At 71.3% G+C, this 26,838-nt stretch carries 15 protein-coding genes; 8 read left to right on the top strand and 7 right to left on the bottom strand.

Annotation, left to right across the window (positions count from 1 at the left end; all coding sequences use genetic code 11):
• Positions 1 to 290: 290 nt before the first annotated feature.
• Complete coding sequence (locus TPA0908_RS26850; protein ID WP_281942511.1) at positions 291 to 2,045, top strand: hypothetical protein; 1,755 nt, start codon at positions 291 to 293, stop codon at positions 2,043 to 2,045.
• 91 nt (positions 2,046 to 2,136) lie between these two features.
• On the opposite strand, the gene TPA0908_RS26845 is transcribed toward TPA0908_RS26850, so the two are convergent.
• The gene (locus TPA0908_RS26845; protein ID WP_281942509.1) at positions 2,137 to 3,864 is read right to left on the bottom strand and encodes a hypothetical protein; all 1,728 of its coding nucleotides are present in this window, start codon (positions 3,862 to 3,864) and stop codon (positions 2,137 to 2,139) included.
• A gap of 822 nt (positions 3,865 to 4,686) precedes the next feature.
• Between TPA0908_RS26845 and TPA0908_RS26840 the strand changes: the two genes are divergently transcribed.
• Positions 4,687 to 9,681 carry a non-ribosomal peptide synthetase gene (locus TPA0908_RS26840; protein WP_281942508.1) on the top strand — a complete coding sequence of 1,665 codons (4,995 nt, stop codon included), beginning with the start codon at positions 4,687 to 4,689 and terminating at the stop codon, positions 9,679 to 9,681.
• A gap of 74 nt (positions 9,682 to 9,755) precedes the next feature.
• Here the strand turns inward: TPA0908_RS26840 and TPA0908_RS26835 are convergent, their stop codons facing one another.
• Both TPA0908_RS26835 and TPA0908_RS26830 read right to left on the bottom strand, forming a co-directional pair.
• On the bottom strand, positions 9,756 to 10,877 hold the full coding sequence (locus TPA0908_RS26835; RefSeq protein ID WP_281942506.1) for a pyridoxal phosphate-dependent aminotransferase: 1,122 nt from the start codon (positions 10,875 to 10,877) through the stop codon (positions 9,756 to 9,758).
• Positions 10,878 to 11,412: 535 nt separating this feature from the next.
• Positions 11,413 to 12,975 carry a B12-binding domain-containing radical SAM protein gene (locus tag TPA0908_RS26830; RefSeq protein WP_281942503.1) on the bottom strand — a complete coding sequence of 521 codons (1,563 nt, stop codon included), beginning with the start codon at positions 12,973 to 12,975 and terminating at the stop codon, positions 11,413 to 11,415.
• A 479-nt stretch (positions 12,976 to 13,454) separates the two neighbouring features.
• On the opposite strand from TPA0908_RS26830, the gene TPA0908_RS26825 reads away from it, so the two are divergent.
• The 6 genes from TPA0908_RS26825 to TPA0908_RS26800 all read left to right on the top strand — a co-directional run bounded on the left by TPA0908_RS26825 (position 13,455) and on the right by TPA0908_RS26800 (position 21,622).
• A complete protein-coding gene (locus tag TPA0908_RS26825) occupies positions 13,455 to 14,837 on the top strand; it encodes an FAD-dependent oxidoreductase (protein WP_281942501.1) in 1,383 nt (460 codons plus the stop codon).
• A 137-nt stretch (positions 14,838 to 14,974) separates the two neighbouring features.
• A complete protein-coding gene (locus TPA0908_RS26820) occupies positions 14,975 to 16,156 on the top strand; it encodes an acyl-CoA dehydrogenase family protein (RefSeq protein WP_281942499.1) in 1,182 nt (393 codons plus the stop codon).
• Positions 16,157 to 16,280: 124 nt separating this feature from the next.
• On the top strand, positions 16,281 to 17,441 hold the full coding sequence (locus TPA0908_RS26815; protein WP_281942497.1) for an epoxide hydrolase family protein: 1,161 nt from the start codon (positions 16,281 to 16,283) through the stop codon (positions 17,439 to 17,441).
• A 614-nt stretch (positions 17,442 to 18,055) separates the two neighbouring features.
• Complete coding sequence (gene dpgA / locus TPA0908_RS26810; RefSeq protein ID WP_281942494.1) at positions 18,056 to 19,120, top strand: 3,5-dihydroxyphenylacetyl-CoA synthase DpgA; 1,065 nt, start codon at positions 18,056 to 18,058, stop codon at positions 19,118 to 19,120.
• The gene (gene dpgB / locus TPA0908_RS26805) at positions 19,114 to 19,833 is read left to right on the top strand and encodes an enoyl-CoA-hydratase DpgB (RefSeq protein ID WP_308447845.1); all 720 of its coding nucleotides are present in this window, start codon (positions 19,114 to 19,116) and stop codon (positions 19,831 to 19,833) included. The genes dpgA and dpgB overlap by 7 nt, the downstream gene beginning before the upstream one ends.
• Before the next feature lie 196 nt (positions 19,834 to 20,029).
• Positions 20,030 to 21,622: an alpha/beta hydrolase gene (locus TPA0908_RS26800; RefSeq protein WP_281942490.1), complete on the top strand. Its 1,593-nt coding sequence runs from the start codon at positions 20,030 to 20,032 to the stop codon at positions 21,620 to 21,622.
• A 235-nt stretch (positions 21,623 to 21,857) separates the two neighbouring features.
• Here the strand turns inward: TPA0908_RS26800 and TPA0908_RS26795 are convergent, their stop codons facing one another.
• The 4 genes from TPA0908_RS26795 to TPA0908_RS26780 form a co-directional block, all read right to left on the bottom strand.
• Positions 21,858 to 22,733, bottom strand: a complete 876-nt coding sequence (locus TPA0908_RS26795) for a S41 family peptidase (protein ID WP_281942488.1) — start codon at positions 22,731 to 22,733, stop codon at positions 21,858 to 21,860.
• 128 nt (positions 22,734 to 22,861) lie between these two features.
• On the bottom strand, positions 22,862 to 23,512 hold the full coding sequence (locus TPA0908_RS26790; protein WP_281942485.1) for a MerR family transcriptional regulator: 651 nt from the start codon (positions 23,510 to 23,512) through the stop codon (positions 22,862 to 22,864).
• Complete coding sequence (locus TPA0908_RS26785) at positions 23,490 to 25,034, bottom strand: MFS transporter (protein ID WP_281942484.1); 1,545 nt, start codon at positions 25,032 to 25,034, stop codon at positions 23,490 to 23,492. The genes TPA0908_RS26790 and TPA0908_RS26785 overlap by 23 nt, the downstream gene beginning before the upstream one ends.
• 837 nt (positions 25,035 to 25,871) lie before the next feature.
• Complete coding sequence (locus TPA0908_RS26780) at positions 25,872 to 26,699, bottom strand: helix-turn-helix domain-containing protein (protein WP_281942482.1); 828 nt, start codon at positions 26,697 to 26,699, stop codon at positions 25,872 to 25,874.
• Positions 26,700 to 26,838 lie beyond the last annotated feature (139 nt).

Genomic DNA, 26,838 nt, shown 5'->3' with positions numbered 1-26,838 from the left:
CCGCCGCCGGATGTCGGCGTCGGACAGGCCAGCTTCGACGCCACGACCTGATCATCGTGCTCGACGGCACCACCTGCCCGAGCAGTTCGCCTTCGACACGCACGAACTCCGGACCGGCCTCATCGGCGGCGGGAGTTCGACATGCCCCGGTGTGGCCCGACGGGCACCGGGTGCGGTACGCGCAACACGGGTGGTCGCTCGTACGACCCGCTGTACCTCGCCGGCATTCCGGCCGGTCAAGTGGACCTCCGATCCAACTCACCGCCGACTTGTCCTGACAGGAGCAAGCCATGTGGAGACAGCACGTGCCGAGACTGCACATCCCTCGTGTCGCCGGCCTCGCGGCGGCGCTGGTCCTGGTGGCCAGCACGGGCCTGGTCGCGGCGCCCGGCAGCACGGCCTTCGCCGTCACGCAGGTGTCCTCGAGCGTGCAGGGCTCGGACCACCGGACGTACACCGCCACCAACCACCTCACGGCGGCGGCGTTTCGCGGCGGTCCCCGTGAGTGGCTGCTGGCCTGGGCCGGTGCGGCGGACGCGTCGAACCCGGCGGCCAAGGACTTCATCGCCGTCATCGACGCGACGCGGGGCTCGCGGACGTACGGGCAGGTGGTCAACACCGTGACGTTGAGTCCGCAACGTCAGAACGAGCCGCACCACATGCAGTACATCTGGCACAAGGGCCAGCGGATCTTCGCCGCGAGCATCCTGAGCGACACCGCCTACGTGTTCGACTCGCGGAGCCTGCCGGTGCTTCGCCTCACCGGTGTGAACCTCCCCGTCGACACGCCGTGCGGCTCCGCGCCGGACGCGTTCTGGTCCCTGCGCGACGGCACCGCCTACGCCACCTACCTCGGCGGCCCCGACATCGCCGGGCCCTGCCGCTACACCAACGGCCAGGTCCGCGTCGGCAACGGCGCCAACGGCTCGCCCGGCCAGGTGGTCCGGATGTCGGCCGACGGGCGCACGCTGGCCGAGATCCCGATGGCGCTGCCGAACGGCGAGGACCCGGCGATCTGCCACAACCGGCCGAGCATCACGCCGGCGACGTGCGCCAACCCGCACGGGCTCCAGGTCCGCGAGGACCTCAACGTGCTGGTCGCGAGCGACTTCGCCGAGCTCAGGAGCTTCCTCGAGCCCTCCGATGTGGAGACCGACCCGCTTCTGCTGCGGACCAGCATCCGGGTCCTGGACATCACCAACCGGAACAATCCGAAGCTGCGCTCGGTGTCGTACCTGCCCGACGGGCCGCGCGTGGACGACTCGATCGCCGTCAACGAGAACCGCATGGTGATGGAGAACGCGCTCACCAACCAGCGCCGGCACCGGGGCGCCTTCGCCTCCACGATGGCCGGCGGGTCGATCTTCTACACCCCCGACATCACCAGTCGCTCGCCGAAGTGGCGGGAGATCTTCGACGACACGGCGGCGTACCGCAGGTTCGACCCGACCGGCGTGCTCACCGGGTCGAACGCCGGCGGTAGCTGGTTGCAGGTCACCCCCGACGACCGGTTCCTGATCCACACGGTCATGGGCACCGACCCGCGGTTGCCGCGCGACGTCACCAGCGGCATGGTCTTCGTGCTCGACATCCAGAAACTCCTCGCGTCCGGGGCCAACCCCGCGTGCAACATCGACACGATCGAGGAGGTCGCCGCCGGCGGGGCGGAGTCCGACTGTCCCGCCCTGACCAGTGTCGTGCCGGTCGCCGACAAGGTGACGCCGAACATCGGCGTCGGGCCGCACTGGGGCAGCCAGGACATGTTCACCCGGGACCGGAACGGCTTCTACCGGGAGGCCGACCACATCGAGCGGGTCGCCACCTCGAACTACTTCGTCGCCAAGACCGGCCTCGACGGTGACCACCGCATCTGCATGTTCAACTTCGACCGCGCCGGCGTCCTGTCCCCGGACACCGCGTTCCGGGACGAGCAGACGCACCAGTCGTGCGTGAGCTTCAACCGCCAGGACTGGCCGCACGGCAGCGTCGGCGTGGCCCGCCCGCACGGCGTGCTCTTCGTGGTCAGCGACAAGGTCCTCCGCTGACCGGGTAGCAACGCCGGACAGACAGTCAACCGGACGAGGCGCAGCGACCGCTGCGCCTCGTCCGCCGTCCGGGTGTCGCGCGGGGTGTCGGTCAGGGCAACTGGCCGCTCACCGCCGTGACGGTGCCGTGGGGCACCCAGGTGGTGCTCTGGTGGTCGTGGCCACCGGCGCCCGGAACGAACAGTTGGCTCGCAGCGTAGAGGCGCAGCGGCCCGGCGGGCACGGCGCGCTGGCGCATCCACGTCAGGTACCCGGCTCCGCTCGGCGGTTCGAGCGGGAAGAGTTCGGAGAGCTCGGTCAGGTACGCGGTCGGGGCGTCGTCGCGCACATCGAAGCGCAGCGGCAGCAGCGGACCGCTCGGGATGGCCAGCAGCGGCCCGGTGAGCAGCCACGGCGCCAGGTAGGTGCCCTGCGCGGGCAACCGGTCGGCCGCCACCGCACGGAGCGTCGTCTCGGCCGTCGCCCATCCGGACACCACCAGCAGCGGGTGGTCGCCGGGGTCGGTGACGCGGAGTTTCTCGGCGGCAGCGGCGGCCTCGACGAGCTGCCGGGCCGCGACGCCCCGGGGCGAGTCGTCGGACCTGACGGAGATCGCGGTGACGCCGCGCCCCGCGATGAAGGACACCATCGCCCGCAGCGCGTCGGCGTCCTCGGTGGTCAGCTCCTGGGCCGGACAGGCCGCCAGGGGTCGCCCGGCGCCGGCGAGCACGGCACCCAGGCTCGCGCTGGCGCACTCGGGGCCGTCAGGGGTGGTCACGTCCGGGCCGGGGCCGGCCCGGCCCGTGTCGACGGCGAGGGATGCGGTGGCGCCGCCGTGGGCGAGCCAGAGCCGGCTGCGGCCGGCCGGCAGCCGGACCAGCCCCCACGATCCGGTGGTGCCGGGCCGGGCGCCCGTCGCGGCCAGCCGGCCCGGGTCGAGGCCGACCCGCACGTCGTCGGCGCCGACGTGGACGAGGTTCCAGCCCGGGCGCTGCGGGGTGACGAGCACGGGCAACCGGTGGCCGGCGGCGTCGACCTGCCGCACCATCGGGATCCCGACGTCGGCCGGCGCGGGCGGCAGTGGGACACCGACCAGCCCGACGCCCGCCACCAGCGCGGCTGCCGCCGTCACCGCCTGGAGCCGGCGCGACGCGGGCCCGATCGTCACGGCCACGGCGGCGAGCCCGAAGTAGGCGACGCTGAGCCAGCCGAACGTGAACCACAGCAGCGTGGCGTCCAGCCGCACCTCGCCGCGCACGCAGTACGCCGTGGCGACGCCGGCGGTGACCAACGCCGCCCCGGTGGCCACCGGGCCCAACGCGACCGGGCCGGCGCCACGGCGACCGGCGAGCATCGCGGAGATCGCGCCCACACAGCACATCGCGGCCAGGAGCCCGGCGGCGGTGAGTGCCCGGGCCGGGGATCCCTCCGGCACGGCCTGCAGGACGCGACCCGCGCCGATGACCGCGCCGAGCGCGAGCGCCGCCCGGGGGCGGGTCACCAGCCAGGGCAGTGTCAACGTCCCGAGCGCGAGGAGGATCGAGGGCACCACCGCGGTGCCGCACGCCTGGATCGCGCCGATGTCCGCGACGGCGGCGACGACCGCGGCGACTGAGGTCCGCGACCGCTCCGCCCGGCCGCCGCCCCAGGCCGTCGCCACGGCCGCCGCGGTGGCCAGCAGGCTCAGGCAGTGGATGACGACCGCGAGGCCACCGCTCGGGGCCACGCCGGCCGGGGCCTCGTGATCGTGCGCCTGCGCCCAGGCCGGGGCGGTGCTGGTTGCCACCGCCACGGCGGCCAGGACGGCCACCGTCCCGGCGTGGTGGACGCGGGTCCTCATCGGACGGACTGACTGCTGACGACGCGGCGCACGCTGATCGACACCGGCGACTCCAGTCCCAGGCAGTTACGACGGTCAATCACCTACCGCACCATAGACAACGCGGTCACGGAATTCCATGTCGTCCGTCCGCGGCGCCGGTGGGGCGGTGGGCGTCCGGGGCGGGCCCGGACCGGTCCGGGTGGCGCCGGCCGGCCCGTCGACCACCGCCCGCGCGCGGTCGCGGGCCCGCCGAGTGGCGCCGCCGGCGGTCGGGGCGTACGGCCGTGTGCCGGCGGACGCGCCGCCGATCCCGTTCACCGTCGTATTCAGCGGCAGCCGTGCCGGCCTGACGATTCGAGCCGGAAAATGGAGCACCGCGAGTCACCGCGCCTCTCGAAACACCATTTGAACGCCCGTGTCACGACACCGCTCACACGTGTCTCCTATTGTCTGGGGCAATGGCGGACATGCGCGTCCGATGGCTGGCCGGGGCGCATCGGTGATGACATGTCGCAGGCCGGTACGCATACCGCGGCGCTGACCGTCGGACCTGCCAGGATGTGGGTCGCTGCGGACAAAACGACGGGCGAGCACTCCCGGAGATGCGCCGCCGGAAACAGAGTGTGATCCTGGGTCATCGACCGGTGTGAGCGAGCGATGTCCTTTACCTGGTTCTCGTGATAACGAGAACCAGCGCCGCTTGCCTCAGGTGCGGAGCAGAGCATCGGACCGCCATATGGCTCAACAGTCCAATCAAAGTCGAGCGTGAGTGGAGCAGCCGTGACAACGCGCGTCAGTGATCAGGAAACGCCGGATTCTGCTGCTCCGGCGGAGGAGCTCTTGGGTGAGTTGTTCGCGGCGCAGGCAGCCCGGACCCCCACCGCGGTGGCGGTGGTGTCCGGGAACGTGTCGCTGTCCTATGCGGAGCTGGACGCGAGGTCGAACCGGCTGGCCCGGTACCTGGCCGCGCGCGGCGCCGGGCCGGGCCGGCTGGTCGCGGTGGCGACCGAACGGTCCGCGGAGATGATCGTCGCGGTCCTGGGGGTGCTCAAGTCCGGCGCGGCCTACCTGCCGATCGACCCGGCCAACCCTGCCGACCGGATCGCGTTCATGCTCGCCGACGCCGGCCCGGCCGCCATCCTCACCTCGCGCGCCCTGGCCACCACCGCGCCGGGCGCGGCGTCGGACGGCGGACAGCCGGGCGTGCGCGACGGGCTGACGATCATGCTGGACGACCCGGCGGTGCAGGCCGAGGTGGCCGCGCTGCCCGACACCGCGGTGTCCGACGCGGACCGCGTCGCGCCGCTGCGGCCCGGGCACCCGGCGTACGTGATCTACACGTCGGGCTCGACTGGCCGGCCCAAGGGCGTCACGGTGGAGCACCACTCCGCGGCGTGGTTCGTGTCGTGGGCGGCGTCGACGTTCGGCGCGGACCGGTTCCGCCGGGTGCTGGCGTCGACGTCGTTGAGCTTCGACGTGTCGGTGTTCGAAGTCTTCGGACCGCTGGCCTGCGGCGGGTGTGTCGAGGTGGTGCAGGATGTGCTGGTGCTCGCGCGGGGCGGCTGGTCGGGCAGCCTGATCAGCACCGCCCCGTCGGCGATGGCGGGGGTGCTCGCCGCCGCGGAGACGTCCGCGACCGCGCAGACGGTCGTGCTGGCGGGCGAGGCGCTGACCGGGCCGGTGCTGCGGGCCGTGCGGGCGGCGGTGCCCGGCGCCCAGGTGATCAACGCGTACGGCCCGACCGAGGCCACGGTGTACGCCACCGCCACCACCGGGGACCTGGCGGCCGGGCCCGAGCGGGACGACCGCCCGGTGCCGATCGGCCGGCCGCTGCCGGGCGCGCAGGTGTACGTGCTGGACGACCGGCTGCGGCCGGTCCCGATGGGGGGGACCGGCGAGCTGTACCTCGCCGGCGCGGGGCTGGCGCGGGGCTACCTGAACCGGCCGGCGTTGACGGCGGACCGGTTCGTGGCGTGCCCGTTCGGCACGGGGGAGCGGATGTACCGCACCGGGGACCTGGTCCGGTGGGCCAACGACGGCCAACTGGAGTTCCTCGGACGCGCCGACGACCAGGTGAAGATCCGGGGACTGCGGATCGAGCCGGGTGAGATCGAGGCGGTGCTCGCCGCGCAGCCCGGAGTGGGCCGCGCGGTGGTGGTGATGCGGGAGGACCGCCCCGGCGACCCGCGGCTGGTCGGCTACGTGGTGCCCCGGCCCGGCGGTCAGGTGGATCCGGCGGCGCTGCGGCAGGAGGCGGCCCGCAAGCTGCCGGGATACATGGTGCCGGCCGCGGTGATGGTGCTGGACACGCTGCCGCTGACGGTGAGCGGGAAGCTGGACCGGCTGTCCCTGCCGGCGCCCGACTTCGGCGCCGCCGCCGGTGGTCAGGAACCCACCACCCCGCAGGAGGCGGTGCTGGGTGAGCTGTTCGCGCAGGTGCTGGGCGTCGACCGGGTCGGCGTCGAGGACAACTTCTTCGACCTGGGCGGTCACTCGCTGATGGTGACGCGGTTGATCAGCCGGGTGCGCTCGGCGCTCGGCGTGGAGCTGGACATCCGGACGGTGTTCGAGAATCCGACGGTCCAGTCGCTGGCCCGGTCGCTCGGGGAGGCGACCGGCGCGCGTACGCCGTTGACCCGGGTGGTGGACCGGCCGGAGCGGCTGCCGTTGTCGTTCGCGCAGCAGCGGTTGTGGTTCATGAACGAGTACGACGGCCCGAGCCCGTTGTTCAACGTGCCGTTCGCGTGGCGGCTGCGGGGCGGGCTGGACGCGGAGACGCTGATGGCCGCGCTGCGGGACGTGGTGGGCCGGCACGAGGCGCTGCGTACCGTCTTCGCGGTCGCCGACGGCCAGCCGTACCAGCGGGTGGTGGACGCCGCGGTCGCGGTGCCGCAGGTGACCATGGCGGTGGCCGACGAGGCCAGCCTGCCGGGCCTGCTGGAGCAGGCCGTGCGGTACGTCTTCGACCTGGCCGGCGAGCTGCCGGTGCGCGCGTGGCTGTTCCGGACCGGGCCCACCGAGCACGTGCTGGTGCTGGTGATGCACCACACCGCCAGCGACGCCTGGTCGGCCGAGGTGCTGGTACGGGACCTGAGCGAGGCGTACCGGGCACGGCTGGCGGGGCAGGCGCCGGAGTGGGCGCCGCTGCCGGTGCAGTACGCCGACTACACGCTGTGGCAGCGCCGGCTGCTCGGCGAGGACCGCCACTCCGACGGCGTGCTGGCGCGGCAGCTCGATTTCTGGCGCTCCGCGCTGGCGGGGTTGCCTGACCAGCTCGACCTGCCGGCCGACCGGCTGCGCCCGCCGCAGCCGTCGCATCGTGGCGGCCTGGTCGAGCTGGAGCTGGACGCCGGGTTGCACCGCGGTCTCGAGGAGGTGGCGCGCGCCAACCGGGTGACGGTGTTCATGGTGTTGCAGGCCGGGCTGGCCATGCTGCTGTCGCGCTCCGGGGCGGGCACCGACATCCCGATCGGCACGATGGTGGCCGGCCGCACCGACGAGGCGCTCCACGATCTGGTCGGGTTCTTCGGCAACACGCTGGTGCTGCGGGTGGACCTGTCCGGGGACCCGAACTTCAGCGAGCTGCTGGGCCGGGTGCGGGAGCTGGACCTGACCGCGTTCGCCAACCAGGACGTGCCGTTCGAGCGCCTCGTGGAGGAGCTCAACCCGGTCCGGTCCGCCTCGCGGCACCCGCTGTTCCAGGTGATGCTCACCATCGACGACGACACCAGCCAGCAGTGGCAGGTGCCGGGCCTTCAGGCGCGGGCCGAGTCGCTGGCCGGTGAGACGGCCAAGTTCGACCTCAGCATGTTCTTCCGCCCGGAGTACGAAGCCGACGGCTCGCCGGCCGGGATCCGCTACTCGTTCGAGTACGCCCGGGACCTGTTCGACGAGTCGACGGTGCACGCCCTCGGCGGCCGGTTGGCGCGACTGCTGGACCAGGCCGCCGCCGAGCCGACCCGGCGGATCAGCGAGCTGGACCTGCTGACGCCGGCCGAGCGGGAGCTGGTGCTGCACCGGTGGAACGACACCGCCCTCGAGGTGGAGGCGGCGACGGTGCCCGGGGTGTTCGCGACCCAGGTGGCCCGGGACCCGGAGGCGGTCGCGGTGGTCGACAGCCGGACGAGCCTGACCTTCCGGGAGCTGGACGAGCGGTCCAGCCGGCTGGCGGCGTTGCTCGTGGACGCGGGCGTCACCGCCGAGTCGCGGGTCCTCGTCGTGATGCGGCGGTCGTCGCAGCTGTGGGTGGCGCTGCTGGCGGTCCTGAAGGCGGGCGGCGTGTACGTGCCCGTCAACGTGAGCTGGCCGGAGTCGCGGATCGCGTTCGTGGCCGGCGACGTGGGCAGCGTGGCGGTGCTGTGCGACGAGGAGCTGACGGAGCTCGCCGAGCGGGTGCGCCCGGACGGGGCGCCGATCCTGTTGGCGACCGCCGGGGACGCCGCCACCGGGGCGCGGGAGGACTTCCGGGACGCGGAGATCCACCCGGACCAGTTGGCGTACGTGATCTTCACGTCCGGGTCGACCGGGGTGCCCAAGGGCGTCGCGGTGACCCACCAGGACGTGGTGGACATGGTGCGGGATCCGGGGTGGCCGGAGGGCGTGCACGAACGGATGCTGGTGCACTCGCCGCACTCGTACGACATCTCGACGTACGAGCTGTGGATCGCGCTGCTGCGCGGCGGCACGCACGTGGCGGCGCCGCCGGAGGAGATGAGCATCTCCCGCCTGGCGGAGGTGATCGCCTGGGCGGCCCCGACGGCCATGTGGCTCACGTCGGCGCTGTTCGACGCGGTGGCGGCGGAGCAGCCGTCGGCGCTCGCCGGGCTGCGGATGGTGGTGGTCGGCGGCGACGCGGTGTCCGGCACCGCGGTGCGGCGGGTGGTCGAGCGGTGTCCGGGCGTGCTGATGGTGAACGGGTACGGGCCGAGCGAGTCGACCACGTTCACGACGTTGCACGCGATGACCGAGTTCTCGGACGAGCAGGCGGCGCAGCCGGTGCCGATCGGCGGCCCGATGGCCAACATGCGGCTGTACGTGCTCGACGGCAGCCTGCGGCCGGTGCCGGTGGGCGTGACGGGTGAGCTGTACATCGCCGGCGCGGGCATGGCGCGCGGGTACATGAACCGACGCGGGTTGACCGCCGAGCGGTTCGTGGCCTGCCCGTTCGAGACGGGCGAGCGGATGTACCGCACCGGCGACCTGGTCCGGTGGAACGCCGACGGCCTGCTGGTGTTCGTGGGACGCGTCGACCTGCAGGTGAAGATCCGGGGCTTCCGGGTCGAGCCGGGCGAGATCGAGGCGGTGCTCGTCGCGCAGCCGGAGGTGGGCCAGGCCGCGGTGGTGGCCCGGGAGGACCGTCCCGGTGACCGGCGGCTCGTGGCGTACGTGGTCCCGACGCCCGGTGGTCGGGTGGACCCGGCGGCGGCCCGGCAGGAGATCGCGCGGACGCTGCCGGAGTTCATGGTCCCGTCGGCGGTGGTGGTGATGGATGCGTTGCCGCTGACGGTGAACGGGAAGCTGGACCGGCGTGCGTTGCCGGTGCCGGACTACAGCGCGGTGGCCAGCGGCCAGGCGCCGGGCACGGCGCGCGAGTCGGTGCTGTGCGACCTGTTCGCCCAGTCCCTGGGCGTCGACCGGGTCGGGGTCGACGACAACTTCTTCGACCTGGGCGGCCACTCCCTGCTCGCCGCCATCCTGCTGGCCCGGCTGGAGGACCAGCTCGACATCAAGATCGGGCTGAAGGCGTTCCTCGCCAACCCCTCCGTCAAGGGCGTCACCAGCTACGTGTCGTCGGCCGACGCGCCGGAGCCCAGCGCCCCCGTCAACGCGGTCTGAACGCGGAAACGCACCGGGCCTGGTGGAGACTCCACCAGGCCCGGTGCGTTTTGGCGGTGCGCCGGCGGGTTACGTCAGCTCGCGCTGAGGTAGTTGTAGAGGCGGCGGACGCCTTCGGCGACGGTGTCCTCGCCCTTCGCGAACGCGATCCGGATCTGCGGCGGGCCGCTCCGGTCCGAGCCGTAGAAACAGAGGCCGGGTACGACGCCGACGCCGCCTTCGCGCAGCAGGCGTTGGGTCAGCTCCGCTTCCCCCTCGCCGGGGCGCGCGAACGAGGTGGCGTCACACATGACGTAGTAGGCGCCGGCCGGCCGCTGGAACTCGATGTTGCACTTCTCGAGGCCGGTGACGAGGATGTCGCGCCGCTTGCCGTAGACCTCCCGCAGCTCCTCGAAGTAGCTGCCCGGCAGCGAGAGCGCCGCGGCGCCGGCCGCCTGGAACGGGGTCGGCGCCGCGATGGTGAGGAAGTCGTGCACGCGGGCCACCCGCTCCATGAGGCGCTGCGGCCCGGTCACCCAGCCGACCCGCCAGCCGGTGACGGAGAACATCTTGGAGAGCGCGTTGATCGTGATCGACTGCTGGTCCATCCCGGGGATGTCGGAGATCCTGGGCGGCCGCTCGTTCGTGAAGTAGAGCTCGTCGTAGATCGCGTCGTGGATGACGATGATGCCGAGCCGCAGGCAGACGTCGGCCAGGCCCTGGGTCTCCTCCCGGGTGAAGACGCGCCCGGTCGGGTTGTGCGGTGAGTTGATGATGATCGCGCGGGTGTTCCGGTCGGCGACGGCGGCGATCTCGGCCGGGTCCAGCACCCAGTCCGGCCCCTTCAGCTGGACGTACCGGGCTTCCACGTCGATGAGCCGCAGGTTGACCGCGTAGGACTCGTAGGCCGGCTCGACGATGATGACGTTGGAGCCCTTCTCCGCCACGGCGAGCAGCGTGGCCAGCATGCCCTCGGTCGCCCCGCACGTGACGCAGATCTGCGTCTCCGGGTCGTAGGGCGTCGGCATCTCCCAGCGTCGCTGCTCGAAGTCACTGATGGCCTGGAGGAACGGCTCGCTGCCGCGCGGGGACGTGTACTGGTTGTCGTTCGAGCGGATGGCCGCCACGGCGGCCTCCTGAAGGCTCAGCGGAAGCGGATAGCTCGGGATGCCCTGGGCCAGGTTCACCGCGTCTGCCGCCTGGCACGCGCGGGTCATCCCGCGGATCACCGACTCGCCAGCGGGAATGTTCGCTGGCGACCTGAATATGTTCTCCAGATCTGACGTCACCGACATGAGCTGCTTCCTTCCGGGATTGACGTGGCGTCGGGGTGGAACCCCGACGGTCTGCGCGGTCGAGCCGCCGCCGCGCGTGCTCGGTTCGAGGGGCCGGTCCCACGGGGGGATCACGAAGATGTCGATCGATGTATGTCCCCGAGCGTGCCACGGCGTTCCCCGGCTCGTGTCGCCGGCCGTCGTGCGCCGGGACGCGCGGAGTCGTGGGGCGGTCCGGCGCGGGCCCGGCGAGGGGGCGCACGCGCCGCTGCGGTGGCCGCGGTTCGGTCGGGACGGCCGGATCGCGGGCGGGGCGCGCGGATCGCGGCGCCGGGCGGGCGGACGGCCATGTCACGGTCGCCGGTCGCGGGGCCGACCGCGCGGCGGATCCGGCCACGAGCCGGGCCGTCGGAGGCAGCAGCCCGGGACGACGACGCGGCTCGTGGACCATCTCGACGGGAGGGGGTGGCACCGGTGACTAGTCGAGCTGCGCGCAGATCTCCTCGAGGAGGCGGTATTCGGCCGCCTCGTCCTCGTCTCGACCGCCCAGCATGTAGTAGCCGAACTTCATGTGCTCCATCGGGCCGTTGATCTGGAGGATCCCGTTCCGGAGGTCGGTGATCGCCGCCTCCACGTCCTCGAGCTCCACCTCGGTGTTCTCGCGGATGTAGAGGGCGGTCATCCGTCGCGCGGGAAGGATCTCACCGTGCCAGGACCGAACCTGGGGGGACTCGTTGTAGGTGTCCCAGTACATGCGCGAGCCGGGAATGATCCCGGGCGCCGCGACGGAGATGCTGGTGATCAGGTCGCGGTACTCGTCGGCCATCGACAGCCAGCTGTTCACCTCGGTCTTGAGGTTCTTCATCGTCGTGCCCGGCAGGCCCATGATGCCCGACGCGTACAGCTTGTAGTCGAGGTCGCGCGCGAGCTCCAGCGCCTCCCCGATCCGCTCCGGCCCCTTGTTGATCCCCTTGGAGTCGGCCTTGAGCAACTTGGGGTCGAACGCCTCCAGCCCGACGTTCCACGTGCGCACGAACCCCTTGCACAGCTCCGCCGACTCGAGGAACTCGTAGACCAGCCCGTAGGCCAGCATGAACCGGTGCTTCTGCAGGATCGGCGACTTGGCGCAGGCCTCCGCCATGTCGTTGAGGTAGGAGATGTTTCCCTCCCACTGCTCACGCGAGAAGCCGAGCGTCGAGTCGCCGGCGGCGTACACGTTCGCGCCGATGTCCCCGACGATGTTCTCCAGCACCGGGATCGCGGACGCGACATCCGTCGTCTTCGGGGTCAGGCCCTGGATCGAGCAGTGCTTGCACCGGCGGCCCGGCCGCTTTCCCCAGGTGCACCCGCCGTCCAGCGGCACCGTGACCATTCGCTTGAGGTCGTAGTGCTGGGAGTACCAGACGTTGAACGCACGGTCGTAGTGCTTCTCGAGCTGGTCGATGATGAGTCGGTAGTCGGGCAGGATCCGACGGTCCAGCGGGAACGTGCCGGCGTCCTGGTTGACGACCTCACCACCGGCCGACCGGTACGCCACGGAGGGGACCTTGCTCAGCTCCAGCCCGCCCTGCAGGTGGGTCAACAGGCCCATCATGGTGAACGGACCGTTGTTGCCGGTGCTGATGAAGTCCACCAGGCGACTGCCGTACTTCCCGGTCAGGGTCTCCTGGTAGAGGATGCCGGCGTGGTCGTTGCCGAAGACCACGACGGCCTTGGGGTTGACCCGCTTGATCTCCGCCGCGACGATCATCGCCCACAGCGTGGTGGCCGTGTAGACCGTGAAGGCGGCGACGTCGGGCGGGTCCTCGTTGATGGCGGTCCTGACGTGCTGCCAGTCCAGGTGGCTCATGTCGATGTAGCGCCAGGGGAGGTCCGGGAAGCACCTGTCCTGATACGTGATCATCTCGACCAGGGCGGCGTGCGGGTACACGGACCCCTCGTTGAGGTGCCGTTCCTCCTCGGATCTCCCGTCGAGCATGGCGTTGCCGGCGTCGTGGGCATCGCGATGCGCGGAGGTGAGCGGCAGACCGAAATACCACACCGATCGAAGCTTCTTCGATGGTGTCGGCACCGAGGGACCGGGATAGTCCCAGCGGTAGCGAGGATCGGCCCCCACGATTTCCTGAATGGGCTTGAGGCTCATCTTCATGGCCACCACCTCCGACTATTCACAGGTCCTGTGGCCCTGTCCCGAATAACTCATTGAAAAGCGTCACTTCTCCCGACGCGGGACTGTCCGGCCGAAAGTATTCAAGCCCCCATTCTTCAGAGCGACCAGGGAGGGCGGCATCTCGCAGCTTGCTGGGGTGCACGCATCCCGGCTCACCTGGTCGTCGTTCCCGCCCCGGCGGGCTCCGCAATGAGAAAGACGCCATCGGTGCCGGTAGCGCCGAAGATGGCTCTGACACCCAGTCGGCCCTGCCGGGCTCACGCAGCGGGCAGCGGCTTCGCTCGCCCGACACCGCGGCTGACGGCATGGGGAAGGCGCACGTTTCTGGTTCGCAGAGGAGGAAGATCGCGATGCCTGAACAGCCTGTCGGCCGCGCGGTGGTACTCGGCGGCAGCCTGGCCGGCCTGCTCGCCGCCAATGTGCTCGCCGAGGTGTATCCCGAGGTGCTCGTCGTGGACCGCGACGAACTGGCCGGAGTGGCGGGTTACCGGAAGGGCGTTCCGCACGGTCGGCACGCCCATGGTCTGGTCGCCCGCGGGCAACAGATCCTGGAGAAGCAGTTTCCCGGGCTGACGGCCGACATGGAAGCCGCCGGCGTCCAGCCGGGTGACTTCAGCGGCGCGATTCGCTGGTACTTCAACGGAATGCAGCTCCGCCAGGCGAATACCGGCCTGCTCTCGGTGCCGTGCACCCGGCCGGTCATCGAGCACCAGGTGCGTAACCGGGTGGAGAAGGTCAGCAACATACGCTTCCTGGAGGGCTACGACATCGTCGGGTTGGAGGCGACGCCCGACAAGAGCCGGGTCGTCGGCGCGCGGGTGCAGCGTCGCGACGGCGGTTCGGACCCCGAGGTGCTCCGTGCCGACCTGGTGGTCGACGCCACCGGGCGGGGGTCGAGGACGCCGACCTGGCTGGAGGAGTTCGGCTACTCCCGGCCGGAGGAGGACCGGGTGAAGGTCGACCTGGCCTACACCACCCGCCACTACCGGGTGCGTAACGACCCGTTCGGTAGCGACATCGCCGTCATCGCGGCGGCGACACCCACGCATCCGCGCGGCGCGTTCTACTACCGGCTGCCCGGCGACGACGGACGGGTCGAGCTGTCGCTCACCGGCGTTCTCGGCGACCATCCGCCGACCGACCCGGACAAGTTCCTCGAGTTCGTCCGGTCGGTTCCGGTGCCGGAGATCTACGAGTCCGTCCGCGAGGCCGAGCCGCTCAACGACCCGGTGATGTTCCGCTTCCCGGCGAGCGTCCGCCGCCGCTACGAGCGGCTGACGCGCTTCCCGGCCGGGTTCCTGGTCATCGGCGACGCGGTCTGCAGTTTCAATCCCATCTACGCCCAGGGCATGGCCATCGCCGCGGTCGAGTCCCGCGTCCTGGCGGACAAGCTCAGCAGCACGACCGTGCCGGATCCGCTCGAGTTCTTCCAGGAGATCTCCCGCCAGATCGACTCGCCCTGGGAGTTCGCGGCGACCGCGGACCTCGGCTACGCGGGCGTGGAAGGCCGGCGGACCGCCAAGATCCGCATGATCAACGCCTACGTGGCGAAGGTCCAGCGGGCCGCCGTGCACGACCCGAGCCTCACCAATGCCCTCATGCGGGTGGCCGGCCTCATCGACGAGCCGACGTCCCTGCTCCGCCCGGGCCGGATGCTCCGCGTGCTGCGGCAGGCCGGTCGCCGGCCGAACCGGGTCCCGGCAGCGGCGCCGCTCGGCGCTGGCCGCGACTAGCGCCGGGACGTGCCGTCCGCGCGTGCGCCACGATTTTCTGCTTCTGCCTTCCGAGCGAGCCACCTGCTCAGCTCCACCCCGCGTCGCCCGTTGCGAGGCGACCCCGCGTCAGCGGACGTCCGTTTAGGAGGAACACGATGGTGACTGTTCACGCACCGGGCAAGACCGAACTCGTCAAGCGCGCGTCCGAACTCGTTCCGCTCCTGCGGGAGAAGGCGCCCTGGATGGACGAGAACCGGCGGATCCATCCCGATGTCATCGAAGCGCTGACCAGCGCCGACCTGCTCAAGATGCGGGTGCCGACCCGCTACGGCGGCTTCGAGTCCGACATGGAGACCGTCGTCGACGTGATCGCCGAGCTCGGGCGGGGCGACGGCTCGACCGCCTGGACGGCCTCGGTGTGGGCGATCAGCACCTGGATGATGGGGCTGTTCCCGGACGAGGTGCAGGACGAGGTGTTCGCGACGCCCGACGTCCGGATCAGCGGCATCCTCAGCCCCGGCGCGGTGGCCGTGCCGACGGACGGCGGCTACATCGTCAACGGCAAGTGGTCGTTCAACAGCGGCGTGCAGCAGAGCACGTGGAACACGAACGCGGCGGTCACGCCGACCGAGGACGGCGGGATGGCGCCGGTCATGACGCTCATCCGGAACTCCGACCTCCAGGTCGTCGACGACTGGCACACCTCGGGCATGCGTGGCTCCGGCAGCGTCACCACGATCGCGAAGGACCTCTTCATCCCGAAGGAGCGGGTGCTCCAGATGGGGCCGGTGCTCCAGGGCCAGCACATGTCCAAGCTGAACGCGGACTCGCCGATCTTCAAGGCGCCGTTCATGCCGACCGCGTGCGCGACGATCAGCGCGCCCGCGCTCGGCCTCGCGATGGGCGCCAAGGACGTGTTCCTGGAGCGGCTGCCCGGCCGGAAGATCACCTACACCGCATACGAGAACCAGAGCGAGGCGCCGGTCACCCACCTGGAGATCGCCGAGGCGGTCACCAAGATCGACGAGGTCGGGTTCCACGCCCACCGGGCGGCCCGCATGCTCGACACCAAGGGGGCCGCGGGGGAGCAGTGGACGCTTGAGGAGCGGGCGCGCGTCCGGCTCGACCTGGGTGCGGCGTGCCAGCGGGCCAAGGAGGCGGTCGACATCCTCGTCGGCGCCAGTGGCGGTTCGTCGATCTACCGCGACGTGCCGATCCAGCGCATCCAGCGGGACGTGCAGACGCTCAACCTGCACGCCATCCTGCACCCGAGCACCAACCTGGAGCTCTACGGCCGGATCGTCTGCGGTCTGGGCCCGAACACCCCGTTCATCTGATCGGCGCGTTCGCCGGCCGCCCGGGGCGCTCTCGTCAGCGCCTCGGGCTCCGGCGCGCCGCCGTCCTCGATCTGAGCCCAGCGCCGCTCCTGGCGGCTCTCGACCGACACAGGGAGGTTGTTAGATGCGTCCGTTCCGTATCGAAGTGCCGCAGTCCGATCTCGACGATCTGCACCGGCGGCTCGACCACACGCGCTGGCCGGACGAGATGCCGGGTGTGGGCTGGGATCGCGGTGCGCCGCTGGAGTACGTCAAGGAGCTGGCCGACCACTGGCGGAACAGCTTCGACTGGCGGGCGGCCGAGGCGCGCCTGAACGCGTACCCGCAGTTCGTCACCGAGATCGACGGCGTGAACGTGCACTTCCTGCACGTCCGCTCGCCCGAGGAGGGCGCGACGCCGATGATCCTGACCCACGGCTGGCCGGGCACGGTGGCCGAGTTCCTGGACGTCATCGGGCCGCTCAGTGACCCGGTCGCGCACGGCGGTGACGCCGCCGACGCCTTCCACCTGGTGATCCCGTCGATCCCCGGCTACGCGTTCTCCGGCCCGACGGGTCAGGTGGGCTGGGACACCGGCCGGGTGGCCGGCGCGTGGAAGGAGCTGATGAGCCGCCTGGGCTACGAGCGGTATGCCGTGCAGGGCGGTGACTGGGGGATGCCGATCTCGCTGCGACTGGGGCTGGCCGATCCCGAGCACGTCATCGGCATCCACCTCAACATGTGCGTGGCGTTCCCGCCGCCCGACCCCGCGGCCATGGAGGGTCTGGGCGAGGCCGACCTGGCCCGCCTCCAGTTCACCGGCACGTTCATGCAGGACGGGACCGGTTGGCAGCGGATCCAGTCGACCCGGCCGCAGACGCTCGCCTACGCGCTGACCGACTCGCCGGTGGGGCAGCTCGCCTGGATCGCCGAGAAGTACAAGGAATGGACCGACTCGGCGAAGGTGCCGGAGGACGCCGTGAGCCGCGACGACATCCTCACCGCGGTCTCGATTTACTGGTTCACGGCGACGGCCGGGTCCAGCGCCCAGCTCTACTACGAGTCCAGCCGGATGGACGCCGACTTCGTCCGGACCTGGGCCGGGCCGTGGCCGCTGACGATGCCGGTGGGCGTCGCGTCGTTCCCCAAGGACGCGGTGCGGCCGGTGCGCCGGTTCGCCGACCAGATCCTGCCCACCCTCACCCGGTGGACCGAGTTCGACCGGGGAGGGCACTTCGCCGCTCTGGAGCAGCCCCAGCTGCTGGTCGACGACGTCCGCACGTTCGTCCGCTCGCTCGCACGCTGACCGCCCGGTTCCGCCCGTGACCGGGCGGACCGGCGGGACAAGAGGCGGCCATCGCGTCGGTCCTTCACGACGACCTCGTCGACGAAGGACGAGGGACGCGGTGGCCGCTTCGGCGAGTGGCCCCTCGGATCGTGCGCTGGCGGGTCTGCCCACCTGACGGATCCGGGGTCGCCGGTGCGGCGCGCACGCGACCCGACAGGGCGTGCGGAAGGTGTTCCGACAATCCCCGCTCCGAAGCCTCGGGCGACTCCGGCAGACATCGGAAACACATTTCCTGACTACGCCGGCATGGACGGCGGTCACATTCGACGGCGCACTATGGGATGTGATCGGGTATCCGGCGGGCGATAGAGTCTTAGCTGTTGATTAGGTGCGAGCGTGACTCATTCGAGCCGACACCGCGCAAGCCCCAAGATGCGGCGTCCCCACCTGAGACCGCATCGTGGGCGTACGAGCATAATGCGCCTGGCCAAAAAGCCAGGCTTGCTGAGATGCGGAAGGAAGATCTGCGCGTGACCGTTGACATCGCCAACACCCAGAGGCCGTACGCTCGGACACTGGCAGCAGAGTCTCCCATTTTCCAGTCCAGCCCCTGCGAGTCCACAATTGTCGGGGTGGGCACGGCCTCGTCCTCCACACCCTTCTCCCAGCAGGACCTGCTGGACACCTTCGCGATCTCCGATCCGAAGATCCGGTCGGTCTTCCTCAACAGCGCGATCCGCCGGCGTTTCCTCGACCTGCCGTTGCCGGGAGACGACGGCCTCCCGTCCCCGGAGACCCAGGCGGACCTGCTCGACCGGCACAAGAGGCTGGCCGTGGACATGGGGCGGCGTGCCCTGCAGGCATGTCTGGACGATGCCGGGGCGTCGCTCTCCGACATCCGCCACCTCTGCTGCGTGACGTCCACCGGATTCCTCACACCGGGGCTCAGTGCCCTGCTCATCCGTGAGCTGGGCATCGACCGGCACTGCAGCCGGAGCGACATCGTGGGAATGGGCTGCAACGCGGGGCTCAACGCGCTGAACGTCGTGTCGAGCTGGTCCGTGGCCAATCCGGGCGAGCTTGCCGTGGTGTTGTGCACCGAGGCGTGTTCTGCCGCGTACGTGATGGACTCGACCATGCGGACCGCGGTGGTGAACAGTCTGTTCGGCGACGGCGCCGCCGCGCTGGCCCTTGTCGGCCGCCCCGCCGGCGACTTCCTGGACGCCACCGGCGGCGACTCCTCGGGCGCCGCCGACGGTCCTCGCATCCTCAAGTTCGCGAGTTGCATCATCCCCGAGGCGATCGACGCCATGCGCTACGACTGGGACAGCGTCCAGAACCGGTTCAGCTTCTTCCTGGACCCGCAGATTCCTTACGTCGTCGGCGCACACGCGGAAATCGTCACGGACCGGCTGCTGGCGAACACCGGTCTGCGTCGTAGCGACATCGGGCACTGGCTCGTGCACGCGGGCGGCAAGAAGGTCGTCGACGCGGTGACGGTGAATCTCGGACTGAACCGTCACGAGGTGCGGCACACCACAAGCGTGCTTCGTGACTACGGCAACGTATCAAGCGGCTCGTTCATCTTCTCGTACGAACGGCTCCAGCAGGAGAGAGTGACGGCCCCGGGCGATTATGGAGTGCTGATGACCATGGGTCCTGGTTCCACGATCGAGACAGCGTTGATCCAGTGGTGAGCGCGGCAACCGTCCGGACCGGCCGGGGTGAGCGTGGCGCCGCCGACGGCACCCGAGGCGATGTCGAGCTTCGCATCGACGGCTCGAAACCCCTGACGATGGAATCCGTCGCCGCGGTGGACGCCGCCTGCACGGTGGCCGAGTCGACCAAGGCCACCACCATGCTCGCGGTGCACCTGACCGGCACCCCCGGCAAGGACTGGACGCACGGCCTGGAGGTGGCGCTGGTCAGCAAGTGGGAGCGGGCGTTGCGCCGGCTCGAGCGGCTCACCGTCACGACTGTCGCGGTCGCCTCCGGCGACTGCGGGGGTCTCGCCCTGGACGCCCTGCTGGCGACGGACTACCGCATCGCCACGCCCGACGTCCGGCTGTCCCTCTACGTCGACGGCGAGGCCACCTGGCCCGGCATGGCGATCTTCCGACTCGCCCAGCAGGCCGGCGGGACCCGGCTGCGCCGGGCGATCCTCTTCGGCGCCCATCTGGACGCCACCGAAAGCGTCGACCTGGGCATCGTCGACGAGGTGACAGGCGATCCGGCCATGGCCCTGACCGCCGCGGCCGAGATGGTGAGCGGCCTCTCCGGCAGAGAGGTGGCCGTCCGCCGACAACTGATGTTCGACGCGCCGACCACCAGCTTCGAGGATGCCCTCGGCCGTCACCTCGCGGCCTGCGACAGAGCCCTGCGGCGGTCGGCCGGCCCCGGGGCACGGTAGCGGATCCGCTCCCGCGCAACGGAGGGGAGCCGGGGGTGAGAGTGGGGCCGGAGCCCGTTGGCGGCGCCGGCCCCACTCACCGCGTGAGCTGTCTCCGGATGCGGACGCCGCACTCTGCGAGAATCGCCGGCCCGTCACTCCATCTACAGTGGACCTTTCCCGGGCGGAGAGACGAGTCCCGCGATGAGGGGGAATTGTGGATCGAAAGATCGCGAAGGGCCTCGCCCTCGTCGTCACCGCGGTGATCGTGGCGGTCACGCCCGCGGCGGGCGGTTCGGCGGCGCCCACCGTGGAGCCGGCGACGACCGCCAGGATCGCCTGGAAACCCTGCGGGACGCCCGAGCCGCACGATGGCGGCGCCGAGTGCGGCCTGCTCGACGTGCCGCTGGACTACCGCAAGCCGACCGGCAGGAAGATCCAGATCGCGCTCTCGCGGATCCGGGCGACGGTGTCCGCCGAGGACTACCAGGGCGTCATCATCGCCCTGCCGGGCGGGCCCGGCAACTCCGGGCTCTGCACGTCGGCGGCGGTGTGCGTCCCCGCCGGCGTCGGCGGCGCCTACGACTGGATCGGCTTCGACCCGCGTGGCGTCGGCGCCAGCGTTCCGGCGTTGTCCTGTGACGAGGACTACCTCCACGGGCCGCGCCCGGAGTACGTCCCCTGGCGCCCGGGCATCGAGCAGACCTGGCTCCGCCGGTCGAGGAACTACGCCGAAGCCTGCCGGGTGGCCGGCGGCGCGCTGCTGGACCACATGACCACGCTCGACACGGTCCGGGACGTGGAGTCGATCCGCAAGGCGCTCGGCGTCGGCCAGGTCAACCTGTACGGCATCTCGTACGGCACCTACCTCGGCCAGGTGTACGGCACGGTGTACCCGAGGACGGTGCGCCGCATGGTGCTCGACAGCAACATCGACCCGCGCAAGGTCTGGTACCAGGCCGCCCTGGCCCAGGACGTGAACTTCGAACGCAGCCTGCGCATGTGGTTCGCGTGGGTGGCGACGTTCGACCACGTCTACCACCTCGGCAGGACGGCCGACCAGGTCAGGAAGCGCTGGTACGCGACGCAGCAGAAGCTGCGTACGGCGCCGGCCGGCGGCGTCGTCGGCCCGGCCGAGTTCACCGACATCTTCATCTACGCCGGCTACTTCCAGGCGATCTGGCCGACCCTGGCCGAGTTGTTCGTCAGCGCCGTCGAGGACCCCGACGCCGAGGTGCTGGTCGGGGCGTACGAGAGTTCCTTCCGCCCGGCCGACGACAACGTCTTCGCGGTCTTCAACGCGGTGCAGTGCACCGACACCCGGTGGCCGCGGAGCTGGGCCACCTGGCGGCGCGACAACTGGCGTACGTTCCGTGACGCACCGTTCGCCACCTGGTACAACGCCTGGGGCAACGCGCCGTGCCTCTTCTGGCCCGGCAAGGTCTCCACGCCGGTCGAGGTCGACGGCTCGAAGGTGCGGAGCGTGCTGTTCGTCGGCGGCACGTTGGACGCGGCCACGCCGTTCGAGGGCAGCATCGAGGCCCGGCGCCGCTTCCCGAACGGATCGCTGCTGGCGGAGGTCGGCCAGACCACGCACGTCCTCTCGTTCAGCGGCAATCCGTGCGTCACCGGCGTCATCGCCGACTACCTCAGGACGGGCCGGCTGCCGCAGCGCAAGGCCGGCGACCGACCCGACGCGACCTGCGACGCCCTGCCGCCGCCCGACCCGACGGCCACCTCGTCGCGGACGTTGTCCCGACTGGTCGACACCGGCGCGGCGTGGGCGCCGGGGTACGGCGCACGACGCTGAGGTGACGCCGGTCGACGTCGCGTGGCTCCGGGGTGACGTGCCGCGGCGCGGCCGTCGACGCGGACGAGGATGGACAGGCCCTCGCGCCGGGCCGCCGCTGACGGGCCGGTCGAGGGCTGCCCGGTGCCGCGGACGGCGCACTGCCGACCGTGCTGGCTGATCTGGAGGCGTGCACCGCGGGACCGGTGGCGACGCGGGCCGGGCGCGGCGGGTGGCCGATCCCCGGGGCCGCCGCTCAGTGCCCGCGCCGCCCCGGTTCCCCCGGCGCGTCGAGCAGCTCCGCGTACGCCACGTCGAACGCGGTCGCCGCCGGCACCGCGAGATCGGGCTCGACACCGGTGCCCTCCCAGTTGCCGCCCGTGATCGGGTTGATCGAATAGGCGTGCGGCACCGCGATCTCCATCGTCGGCGTCAGCTCGTGGACGGTGGCGAGGTTCGCTCCGCCACGCGTCGTCTCGCCGACCAACCGGGCCCGACCACGCACCTTCAGGTTCAGGCAGAGATCCTCGGCGCCGGAGAACGTCCGGTCGCTGGTCAACACGTACAGCGGACGGTCGAGGTACCGCTCGCCGGGCAGCCACGCCAGGCTCCACAGCTGTCGCGTCCGGTCGGTGACCCGGTCGTAGATGCTGTTCAGGTGCGTCGGTCCGGCCGGCAGGAGGTAGCTGCTCCACAGCACGACGCCGTCCGGTGAGCCGCCGCCGTTCTCCCGCAGGTCGAGGATGAGCGCGTCGGTGCGGGACACCAGCTCCATCGCGCCGATGATCGCCCGGCCGCCGTTCGTGGAGCCGCTCATGCGGCGTACGTCCAGGTAGCCGATGTTGCCGTCGAGGATCTCGACCCGACGGACGCTGGCGCCGGCGGGAGCGCGGCGCTCGTCGCGCACCCGGACCCACAGGTGCGTGTCCGGGCACACGTCGAGCAGGTCCTCGGTGAGGCGTTCGGCGAGCGTCGAGTCGTCCAGGCCGTCATAGGCGCCGGCGGTCAGTCGCTGCCGCAGCGCCGTGGCTGCCGCCTCTGCCCGCTCCGGGGAGACGTAACGCTCCCGCAGCAGCTCGATCGCCCGCTCGACCGGGTGCACGCGCACCGTGTCGGGATGGGTGACGATCATGAGAACTCACATTCGTCGAGGTGGGGGCCGTCGCCGGGCGTCGTCGCCGCAGCCGGCCGGCCCGGACCGTCGGCCGGGCGGTGCGCGGCGGTGCGCGCCTGCGCGTGACCGCGGGTCGGGGCCGGGCGCTACGCGGGCCGGGCGTCGGCCGTCTTCGGGCCGAAGCGCAGTGTCGCGTGGTGCTCCTGGGCCATCCGCCGCAACGCCGACAGCGCCACGTCGAGCAGGACCCCCCGCACCACCACGGCGGCCCGGTCGGCGCCCACCCCGTCGGCGGGCAGCAGGTCGAGATCCTGGACCGCGAGTTTCTCGGCCGCCTCGGCGTACGGGAGAAAGTATTCCATCCCGCATTCGCAGCCCAGCCGCTGCAGGGTGAGGACCACGAGCGCGAGACGGTCCCGGCTGGGCGCGTCCATGTCGAGCGACCAGCCCAGTTCCTTGACGAAACGGTCGACGTCGGCGCGCACCTGTTTCGCGCCGTCCACGCTGTGCAGCGCCGGCTCCTGCGGGAACAGGGCGCGGTCGACGAGCGAGTACAGCGCGGGCAGCGGCACCTTGTCGTTCTCGATCGCGGTCAGCAGCTCCCGCACCGAGGTGAGTTCCAGCTGACCGATGTTGGTCAGGGCCCGGATGAGCCGCAGCCGTCGCAGATGCGCTTCGCCGTACGCCGCCTGGTTACGGCCGGTCGGGGTGCCGGGTGGGAGCAGGCGCTCCCGGAGGTAGAACTTTATCGTTGCGATCGGTACGCCTGTCTGCCTACTGAGATCTGAGATACGCATCAGGTTCCCCGCTGTCGACAGCACCGGCCAGACCAGAGTAAGGGTCGGGCTGCATGTTCGTCACCTTCGATGTTGCGTTTGGTGCAACTTGCTCCCACGGATCGATAGGCGCCGGTGCCCGCGGGTGCCGCCGCATGGCCGCGGCCAGCCCGGCGCCGGCGAACAGCACGCCGGCGACCACCGAGAGCGCCGGCCGGCTGGCCGTGGCGAAGCCGTCGTGGAACGCGGCGCGGTGCGTGGAGTCGGGCAGGCGGTTCTGCAGCACGGCGCCGATCAGCGCGGCGCCGAGCGCGGCACCGGCCTGGCGGGCGGTGTTGAGCAGGCCGGAAGCCGCCCCCGCGCGTCGCGGGGTGATGCGACGCATCGCCTCGGTCGTGGTGGGCGCGATGGACAGGCCCATGCCGACGCCGATCGCGACGAGCGGCCCGGCGAAGGTGCGCCACGACGACGAGGGGCCGGGCAGCAGCGCGACTCCGAGCACGCCGACGGCCTGCAGGGCGAGGCCGACGACGAGGAGGATCCGGCCGCCCACCCGGTCGGCGAGCCGGCCGGCGACCGGCGCGACGGCGCTGAGCGTGACCGTCCAGGGTAGCGCGGCGAGGCCGGAGGCGAGCGGGCTCATGCCGAGCATGTTCTGGGTCTCCAGCACGAAGACGAACAGAAAGCCGTACAGGGCGAGGGAGCTGATGGCCGTCAGCACCGTGGCGATGGTGAAGTTCCGGTCACCGAAGAGGTCCAGCGGCAGCAGCGGCTCGGCGGCCCGCCGCTCCCACCGGACGAACAGCGCGAGCAGCACCACGCCGGCGACGAGGACGTGCGGGATGCCGACCGGTCCCAGCACCCGACCCCACGCGTACCGCTGCCCTTCGACGAGGCCGAACACGATGGCCAGCAGGCCCCCGGTGGCGAGCGCGACGCCCACCGCGTCGAACCGGTGCGCCCGGTCGGGCCGCAGGCGGGGCAGGTACCGTGCCGCGAGCAGCAGTCCGGCCAGACCCACCGGCACGTTGAGGTAGAAGATCGACTGCCAGCCGGCCTCCGTGACGAGCAGACCGCCCAGGGTGGGGCCGCTGACCGCGGCGACGCCGGCCACCGCGGTGAAGATGCCGAAGGCGGCGCCGCGGCGCTGGGGGGGAAAGACGGCGGAGATCAGGACCAGGGCCTGGGGCAGCAACGCCGCGGCGCCGACCCCCTGCAACACCCGGGCGGCGACCAGCTCGCCGGTGTGCCGGGACGACGCGCACCAGACCGACGCGACGGTGAACACGGCGAGGCCGACGACGAAGACCCGGCGCGGGCCGACCCGGTCGCCCAGCCGGCCGAATGTGATCAGCAGCGAGGCGAAGGCCAGCAGGTATCCGTTGAGCACCCACAGCGCCCCGTCCACCGGGGTGCGCAGTTCCGCCATGATGTGCGGCGTCGCGGTGTTGACGATCGTGGTGTCCAGCAGGATGAGGAAGTTCGCCAGACACAGCACGGCAAGGACGGACCACGGGTTGCGGTGCGCCGGTCGGTGGGGCATGTCACTCCTCGCATCGATTCCCGGCCACGGTGCCGAGGGGTTGTCACTCCTCGACGCGCCGCTCGGCGACGGGTCCGCGAGTGCGGCGCCCGGCCGACGGCCGTGGACATCGGGGAGGGCGGTCCCGGCCCGCGCGCCCGCGTGCCGTCGCCCGCGTACGTCACGTCGACCCGGGTCCGCGCGTCGACCGGTGGCGCCTCGATGGTTACGTCGCCGGTCTGCCGGGTGTCACGGCGTCGCCCCCTGTCGGTGGGATCAGGAATTGCGGATCAATCGTCTGGGAGGCCCGGATCGGGTGCACCTCCGTGGTTGCTTCCCATTGACGACAGTGGATGGCAGCGCTCTTTGGTCAGGCGGGAGTTCTTGACGCGCGGGAGATTCCCACGCCGTGCTCGTGGCACGAGAGCCGCCGGGGAGGGTGAGTCCGGGTCGCCTGTCGAAGCCCGCGACCGGTGGGCGGTCGAGCGCCGGCGCGACCTCGTCGGGCCGGGACCACGCTCGGCGCGCGAGGGCGCGCCGGTGGGCGTCCGCCATCCTGGCGGAAGGCGCGGGAGCGTGGCCACCACATCCCGGACGCGTTACGCGGGCGGCCTTCGCGGCGAAGGCGCGACGGCCTCGCGGGCCACTGCCCGAGCGCTCGGGGGCGGCATTTCGGTCACGCCGGCCGGCCTGGCCGGCCCGACGGGCGCGGCGGCGACGGTGAATGGCGGGCGGCCGCGGTGGGAGTCGGGGCGTGGCGATCCGGTCGCCCGTCACCCGGGTCGTTCCGTGGCCAGCCCGCCTCACCTGGCCGAGCCGGGCCGTCGACCTCGTCGGATCGGAATCAGATCGGACCGCTCACGCCGCGGAGCGGCCCGCCGTGACCGCGGCGCCGATCGACGACACCGCGCCCATCCGCTCCTCGGCCACCCGGGCCAGCGCGAACTTGCGCTGGTCGAGCAGCGCCAGCAGGACCGGGGGGTCCATCGCGCGGACCGGCTGCAGGTCGAGGTCGGCGTGCACCACGCCGTCGCCCCGCAGGTGCAGGGGGCCGACGGTGGCGACGCAGACGGTCTGGTCCCCGTCGTCGGCGACCATGTCGGCGTCCAGTTCCCCGTTGACCGACTGGGCGAGGAGAAACCAGTTACCCGGTGGTACGCCGTCGAGTTGGTATGCGCCCGGGCGGGACAGGACCGTGCAGCGGACCGGCTGCCCTTCCGGGATGCGGTCCGGGAACAGGCCCAGGAACACCGGACTGTCCACATGCGATTCCGGGGCCCAGGCGCGGCCCTGCACCCGGGTGTTGTGCGAGTGCCCCATCCGGTAATCGGGGTCGGTCGCGATCTGCGGGGCGAAGCCGGCCAGTCGGCGGTACGTCGTGGGTGGCATTCCCACGCTCCGGGTGAACCGGGAGCTGAAAGTCCCGACGCTGTTGTACCCGACGCGCATGCTGATATCGGCGACACTCAATGAGGTGGAGACGAGCAGGTGCTTGGCGCGCTGCAGGCGCAGGGCGGAGAGGAAGCGGCCCGGTGTCACGCCGGTGGCTCGCTGGAAGACCCTCGTGAAGTGAAACTTGCTGAACATGGCAGCGCGGGCCATGTCGTCGACGGTGAGCTGCTCGCCTAGTTTTTCGTGCATGGCGGCGATCGCTCGCCGCACAGCCTTCTCGATTGGATCTTCCACAGCGGTTCCCCCAATGACCTGCAAATCTCATCATGTTGACACTGCCTAGCGGACGACCCCCGCGAGTCCAGTCTGCTTTGGTGTGGCGAATATTGGCGGTGGTCACCGCCGCTGGCATTTATGCGGGCTATCCATGAAA

The sequence above is a fragment of the Micromonospora sp. AKA38 genome (genome assembly GCF_027925725.1).
Lineage (GTDB): Bacteria > Actinomycetota > Actinomycetes > Mycobacteriales > Micromonosporaceae > Micromonospora.
This window is presented reverse-complemented; position numbering and strand designations above follow the sequence as displayed.

Bases quoted from the DNA above. Each gene is read 5' to 3' on its own strand.
- TPA0908_RS26850 (WP_281942511.1), top strand. From the start codon at position 291: ATGTGGAGACAGCACGTGCCGAGACTGCACATCCCTCGTGTCGCCGGC.
- TPA0908_RS26845 (WP_281942509.1), bottom strand. From the start codon at position 3,864: ATGAGGACCCGCGTCCACCACGCCGGGACGGTGGCCGTCCTGGCCGCC.
- TPA0908_RS26835 (WP_281942506.1), bottom strand. From the start codon at position 10,877: ATGACCCGCGCGTGCCAGGCGGCAGACGCGGTGAACCTGGCCCAGGGC.
- TPA0908_RS26825 (WP_281942501.1), top strand. From the start codon at position 13,455: ATGCCTGAACAGCCTGTCGGCCGCGCGGTGGTACTCGGCGGCAGCCTG.
- TPA0908_RS26820 (WP_281942499.1), top strand. From the start codon at position 14,975: ATGGTGACTGTTCACGCACCGGGCAAGACCGAACTCGTCAAGCGCGCG.
- TPA0908_RS26815 (WP_281942497.1), top strand. From the start codon at position 16,281: ATGCGTCCGTTCCGTATCGAAGTGCCGCAGTCCGATCTCGACGATCTG.
- TPA0908_RS26795 (WP_281942488.1), bottom strand. From the start codon at position 22,733: ATGATCGTCACCCATCCCGACACGGTGCGCGTGCACCCGGTCGAGCGG.
- TPA0908_RS26790 (WP_281942485.1), bottom strand. From the start codon at position 23,512: ATGCGTATCTCAGATCTCAGTAGGCAGACAGGCGTACCGATCGCAACG.
- TPA0908_RS26785 (WP_281942484.1), bottom strand. From the start codon at position 25,034: ATGCCCCACCGACCGGCGCACCGCAACCCGTGGTCCGTCCTTGCCGTG.